This is a genomic window from Phytoactinopolyspora endophytica (assembly GCF_004138495.1).
Lineage (GTDB): Bacteria > Actinomycetota > Actinomycetes > Jiangellales > Jiangellaceae > Phytoactinopolyspora > Phytoactinopolyspora endophytica.
In genome coordinates, this window is the sequence record NZ_ML142856.1 from 239,805 (window position 1) to 245,223 (window position 5,419).

6 protein-coding genes and 1 pseudogene are annotated in these 5,419 nt (G+C 65.5%); 6 read left to right on the top strand and 1 reads right to left on the bottom strand.

The window, feature by feature from the left end; all coding sequences use genetic code 11:
- A pseudogene (locus ELR45_RS17400) lies at positions 1-986 on the bottom strand (NAD(P)-dependent malic enzyme); the annotation flags it as partial.
- Positions 987-1,258: 272 nt separating this feature from the next.
- Here ELR45_RS17400 and ELR45_RS17405 point away from each other — a divergent pair.
- From ELR45_RS17405 to ELR45_RS38185, 6 genes are all read left to right on the top strand, one after another.
- Positions 1,259-2,116, top strand: a complete 858-nt coding sequence (locus ELR45_RS17405) for a transporter substrate-binding domain-containing protein (protein ID WP_129667513.1) — start codon at positions 1,259-1,261, stop codon at positions 2,114-2,116.
- Between the two features lie 44 nt (positions 2,117-2,160).
- Positions 2,161-2,922, top strand: a complete 762-nt coding sequence (locus tag ELR45_RS17410) for an amino acid ABC transporter permease (protein ID WP_205856771.1) — start codon at positions 2,161-2,163, stop codon at positions 2,920-2,922.
- Entirely contained in the window at positions 2,919-3,677 is a 759-nt protein-coding gene (locus tag ELR45_RS17415) for an amino acid ABC transporter ATP-binding protein (protein WP_129667515.1), read from the top strand. Before ELR45_RS17410 ends, ELR45_RS17415 begins: the two co-directional genes overlap by 4 nt.
- Positions 3,678-3,764: 87 nt before the next feature.
- A complete protein-coding gene (locus ELR45_RS17420) occupies positions 3,765-4,151 on the top strand; it encodes an ATP-binding protein (protein WP_129667516.1) in 387 nt (128 codons plus the stop codon).
- A 6-nt stretch (positions 4,152-4,157) separates the two neighbouring features.
- Complete coding sequence (locus tag ELR45_RS17425) at positions 4,158-4,946, top strand: RNA polymerase sigma factor SigF (RefSeq protein WP_129667517.1); 789 nt, start codon at positions 4,158-4,160, stop codon at positions 4,944-4,946.
- 128 nt (positions 4,947-5,074) lie between these two features.
- On the top strand, positions 5,075-5,419 hold a 345-nt coding region (locus tag ELR45_RS38185), incomplete at its 3' end, for a diacylglycerol/lipid kinase family protein (RefSeq protein WP_205856772.1).

Consider the following 5,419-nt stretch of genomic DNA (forward strand, 5'->3'; position numbering starts at 1 on the left):
GGGAACGCGAGCACGTTGTTGATCTGGTTCGGGAAGTCGCTGCGCCCAGTCGCCACGATCGCGGCATGTCGCCGCGCAACAGTCGGGTGAACCTCGGGCTCCGGGTTGGCCAGCGCGAAGACGATCGCGTCCGGCGCCATCCGCGCGATCGCGTCCGCTCCGACCGTGCCGCCGGAGACGCCGATGAAGACATCGGCGCCGTCCAGCACGTCGTGCACGGATCCGCTGCGGCCGTTCGGGTTGGCCGCCTCGGCGAGTTCACGCTTGACGGGGCTCAGCCCGTCACGGCCGGTGTGGATCGCTCCCTGCCGATCGACGACCACGAGGTCACGGGCGCCCATCGACAGCAGGATCTTCGTCACCGCGACCCCTGCGGCACCGGCACCGGAGATGACCACCCGCGACGCGGCCAGCGTCCGTCCGGTCAGCCGCAGCGCATTCACCAGTGCGGCGGCCACGACAACGGCGGTGCCGTGCTGATCGTCGTGGAACACCGGGATGCCGAGCCGCTCCTGCAGCCGCCGCTCCACCTCGAAGCACCGCGGCGCTGAGATGTCCTCCAGATTGATCCCGCCGAAGGTGGGCGCCATCCGGGCGATGGTCTCGACCAGCTCGTCGACGTCGCGGCAGTCCAGACAGACCGGGACCGCATCCACCTTGGCGAACTCCTTGAACAGCAGCGCTTTGCCCTCCATCACCGGGAGCGCCGCCTCCGGCCCGATGTCGCCCAGGCCCAGCACTGCCGAACCGTCGGTGACCACCGCCACCGTGTTGCCCTTCCAGGTCAGTTCGTTGACCAGGGCCGGAGCATCGGCGATGGCCGTGCAGACGTGTGCGACCCCGGGGGTGTAGGCGAGCGACAGATCGCTCGCGTCGCGCACCGGAACCGTGGAGCGAACTTCGAGCTTGCCGCCGCGGTGCAGGCGGACGGCACGGTCCGTCAATGTATCGGTGGCAGGCTGCTGTGGGATGAGCTCGGCGACCATGGGGTGACCCCTTCTTCAAGCGTGTGCGTAGTAGGACGATGAATGGGCCGGACCAGACCTGGCCGTACGAGATGCCGTGGCTCAGGCGGAACCGGCGACGGGGGTCACCCGCGAGAGTTGCATTCTGTCACGTCGACGACGACCACGACACCGGATAACGACCTGCATCTTTACCTGATCGTGGCCGGATGATGACGGGTTCGCCGCATAAAAGTGGCAAAATTCCTGCCACGCTACCGCGTAGTAGGACAACCGCACCCCCAGGAGACCTCATGTCCACCCCACACGTACGCCGCACCCTCCTCGGCGCAGCCGCCGCATCCCTCCTGCTCCTCACCGCCTGCGGCGACGACGACGACACGACCACGACTCCCGAGGGCGAGGACACCGCCGGCTCCGAGGATGGGGATGCGCCGCCGAGCGACGACCTTGAGCTCGTCTCGGACGGGGCACTGACCGTATGCTCCGACGTTCCGTACCCGCCCTTCGAGATCGAGGACTCCGACGCCCCCAGCGGCTACAGCGGCTTCGACATAGACATCATGCAGGCCATCGCCGAGGGCCTCGGTCTGGAGCTCACCGTGCAGGACGTCGGCTTCGACGCATTGCAGAGCGGCACTGTGCTCGCAGCGGGACAGTGTGATGTCGGCGCGTCTGCCATGACGATCACTGAGGACCGGATGGAGAACCTCGACTTCTCCGACCCCTACTACGACTCCCTGCAGTCGCTGCTTGTCCCGATCGACTCGGATATCGAATCCATCGACGATCTCGCGGGCGAGGCCCTCGGCGTTCAACAAGGCACTACAGGAAAGGCCTACGCTGAGGAGAACTCTCCGGACGACACGGAGATCACCGACTTCCCCAGCGATGGCGAACTCTGGCCGGCGCTGCAGGCGGGCACCATCGCCGCGATCCTGCAGGACTTCCCCGTCAATGACGAGCACGCCCAAGCCGACGAAGGTTACGAGATCGTCGAGACGTACGAGACCGATGAGCAGTATGGCTTTGCGTTCCCCAAGGACGAGAAGCCGGCGCTGTTGGAAGCAGTCAACGCACAGCTGCAAGAGCTTCGCGACAACGGCACGTACGACGAGATCTACGACTCGTACTTCTCGACCGACTCCTGAGGCTCGAGGGCCTGTACGTCGTGCGAAAGACGACACGTAGACGGGTGCGCAGAGGCGTCCTCTACGCACTATTCGTTGCTCTCATTGCCCTCGTTGCGTACGCGGCGGACTGGGGTCGGCTGCGTGAGCAGTTCTTGCAGATCGACATCGCCCGTGAGCAGTTCCCCGAGATCATCACGATCGCGGCGAAGAACACACTGCTCTTCACGTTGATCGCATTCGTGGGCGGGCTGGTGCTCGGCATCGTGCTCGCCCTGATGAAGCTGTCGACGATCACGCCCTATCGCTGGCTGGCCATCGGCTACATCGAGTTGTTCAGGGGCTTGCCCGCACTGCTGACCATCTTCGCGATGGCATACGTGATTCCTATCGCGTTGGAAGTACGTATGCCGTTCGGGCAAGTGGGCGCGGGGCTGGTCGGGCTCATCCTGGTCGCCGGCGCCTATATGGCAGAGACCATCAGGGCAGGGATTCTCGGCGTACCCAAGGGGCAGACCGAAGCCGCCCGCTCGCTCGGGATGTCATCAGGCAGGACGATGATCTCCATCACCCTCCCGCAAGCATTCCGGATCATCATCCCTCCGCTGACGAACGAGTTCGTCTTACTGATCAAGGACACGTCACTGCTGTTCATCGCCGGTTCGACAATTCAGACCAAAGAGCTCACGACGTTCACTCGCGACGCCCAGTCGGTGAACGCCAATGGCACCCCGCTGTTGATGGCTGCGATGCTTTACCTGTTCATCACGATTCCGCTGACCCGCCTGGTAGCGGTGCTCGAACGACGGATGGCGAAGGCGAGATGACCGGCGTGCAGGAAGCACCGACGGACGCGCCCGCGATCGAGGTCGCGGGGCTGTACAAACGCTTCGGTGAGCTCGAGGTGCTGAAGGGCATCGACCTGACCGTCAAGGCAGGGCAGGTGGTCTGTGTCATCGGGCCCAGCGGCTCCGGCAAGTCGACACTGCTGCGCTGCGTCAACCGCCTGGAGGAGCCGTCTTCTGGCCAGATCCGCGTGGAAGGCATCGATATCCTGGACCCGGAGATCGACCTGGACAAGGTGCGCGCCCGGATCGGCATGGTGTTCCAACAGTTCAACTTGTTCCCGCATCTGACCGTGCTGAGTAACCTCACCATCGCTCAGCGGCGCGTTCTCGGGCGAGGGAAGACCGAAGCGAGCGAGGTCGCCCGGCACAACCTGGAGCGCGTCGGTCTGCTCGACAAGGCCGACGCGTATCCGGCGCACCTCTCGGGCGGCCAGGCACAGCGCGCGGCGATAGCCCGGTCGCTGTCGATGAACCCGGACATGATGCTCTTCGACGAACCGACCTCGGCGCTCGATCCCGAACTCGTCGGTGATGTGCTCGACGTCATGCGCCACCTCGCCGAGTCTGGGATGACGATGATGGTCGTCACACATGAGATGGGGTTCGCTCGCGAAGTGGGCGACGAGCTGGTCTTCATGGACGATGGGATGATCGTCGAGGCCGGCAATCCGCGAGATGTCCTGAGCGCACCACGCCACGCGCGCACCCAGTCGTTCCTCTCCAAGGTGCTCTGAGACGGTCCAGGGGACCGCTCCGTTTGCGGCCACAGCTGGATGTGACAGGCTAGCGGGGCGGGTGGATCTTTCACGTCAGGAGGCCAGGTGAGCGAACCGCAAGGCGGCAAAGGGGATCTGATCGAGCTGAGCGTCCCCGCGTCCAGTGCGTACCTCGCTGTCCTACGCACCACGTCGGCAGGGCTTGGTGCGCGCCTTGGGCTTACTCTTGACGACATAGAGGATCTACGGATCGCTGTCGACGAGGCGTGCGCGATGCTCCTACCGATCGCCGAACCCGGCGCCAACCTGCAGTGCCGCTTCGAGCTGCAAAGCGACGCACTCGAAGTGCACGTCTGGGTCGCGGCGACCCGCTCGGAGCTGCCCAGCCCGGACAGCTTCGCATGGACTGTCCTGTCCGCCCTGGCGGGCGATGTGCAGTCATCGATGGACGGTGACCTGGTCGCCATCACACTGCGCAAGGAGCGGGGTTGACCGACGGTGGAGCAGACCACCATCGATCGCGACGAGAGCCGAGAGCTACTGTTCAAGCTCGCCGGCCTCGATCTGGATGACCCGCGGCGGCTGGAGACCCGCAACCGGCTGACCACACTGCACCTGCCGTTGGCTGAGCATCTGGCTCGCCGCTTCGCCGGACGCGGCGAGCCGTACGAGGATCTGGTCCAGGTGGCGACCATCGGGTTGATCAAGTCGCTCGACAGGTACGATCCACAGCGCGGAGTGGAGTTCTCCACGTACGCGACCCCGACCATTCTCGGTGAGATCAAGCGGTGGTTCCGCGATAAGGGGTGGGCGGTACGTGTGCCGCGCCGGCTGCAAGAGCTGCGACTCTCCATCAGCTCGGTCACCACTGATCTCACGCACAAGCTCGGCCGCTCCCCGACCGTCGGTGAACTCGCTGCGGCGCTGCGCATCACCGAGGACGCGGTTTTGGAGGCGCTGGAGTCGGCGACCGCGTACAGCGCGGTATCACTCGATGCCCCCGAACCGGGCCTCGACCAGGACGGGGCCGCGCCGCTGGAGGCGATCGGTCATGAGGACAAGGCGCTGGAAGGGGTGGAGAACCGGGAAGCGGTGAGCCGGATCCTGGCGGACCTGCCGGATCGGGAGCGCCGAATCATCGTGCTGCGCTTCTTTCGCGGCATGACACAGTCGCAGATCGCTGAAGAGCTCGGCATATCGCAGATGCACGTCTCGCGCCTGCTGTCCCGCACCCTCGCCCACTTACGCCGCACCCTGACCGGCGACCAGAGCGAGCCCGCGCACTGATCGACCTGGTGAGACTCGGTGTGGGGATCTCTCCATGGTGTGGCGGGCATCGGTGAGGACGAGCTCCAGCGAGGACGAGCCGCTGGGCGGGGAGGGATCCCCACACCGAGGCCCTTAGAGTGGTGCGTATGCGAGCACTCGTCGTGGTCAACCCCAATGCCACGACCACGTCGGAGCGTACTCGCGACGTCTTGCTCTCGGCGTTGGGCAACGACATGGAACTCTACGTCGTCGAGACCACCCATCGGGACCACGCGACCGACCTGGGCCGGGAGGCACGCGAGAAGCAGCTCGACCTGGTCGTAGCGGTCGGGGGCGACGGTACGGTCAACGAGCTCGTCAACGGCGTCCTGGACGGCGCGGGCGACGGCCGCCTTCCCGATCTCGCGATCGTGCCCGGCGGCAGCACCAACGTGTTGGCCCGCAACCTCGGAATCCCGGAGAATCCGGTCGAAGCGACCGGGCTCCTCCTC

Excerpts from the sequence above, each read along its gene's own strand:
- ELR45_RS17405 (WP_129667513.1), top strand. The coding sequence starts at position 1,259 with ATGTCCACCCCACACGTACGCCGCACCCTCCTCGGCGCAGCCGCCGCA.
- ELR45_RS17415 (WP_129667515.1), top strand. The coding sequence starts at position 2,919 with ATGACCGGCGTGCAGGAAGCACCGACGGACGCGCCCGCGATCGAGGTC.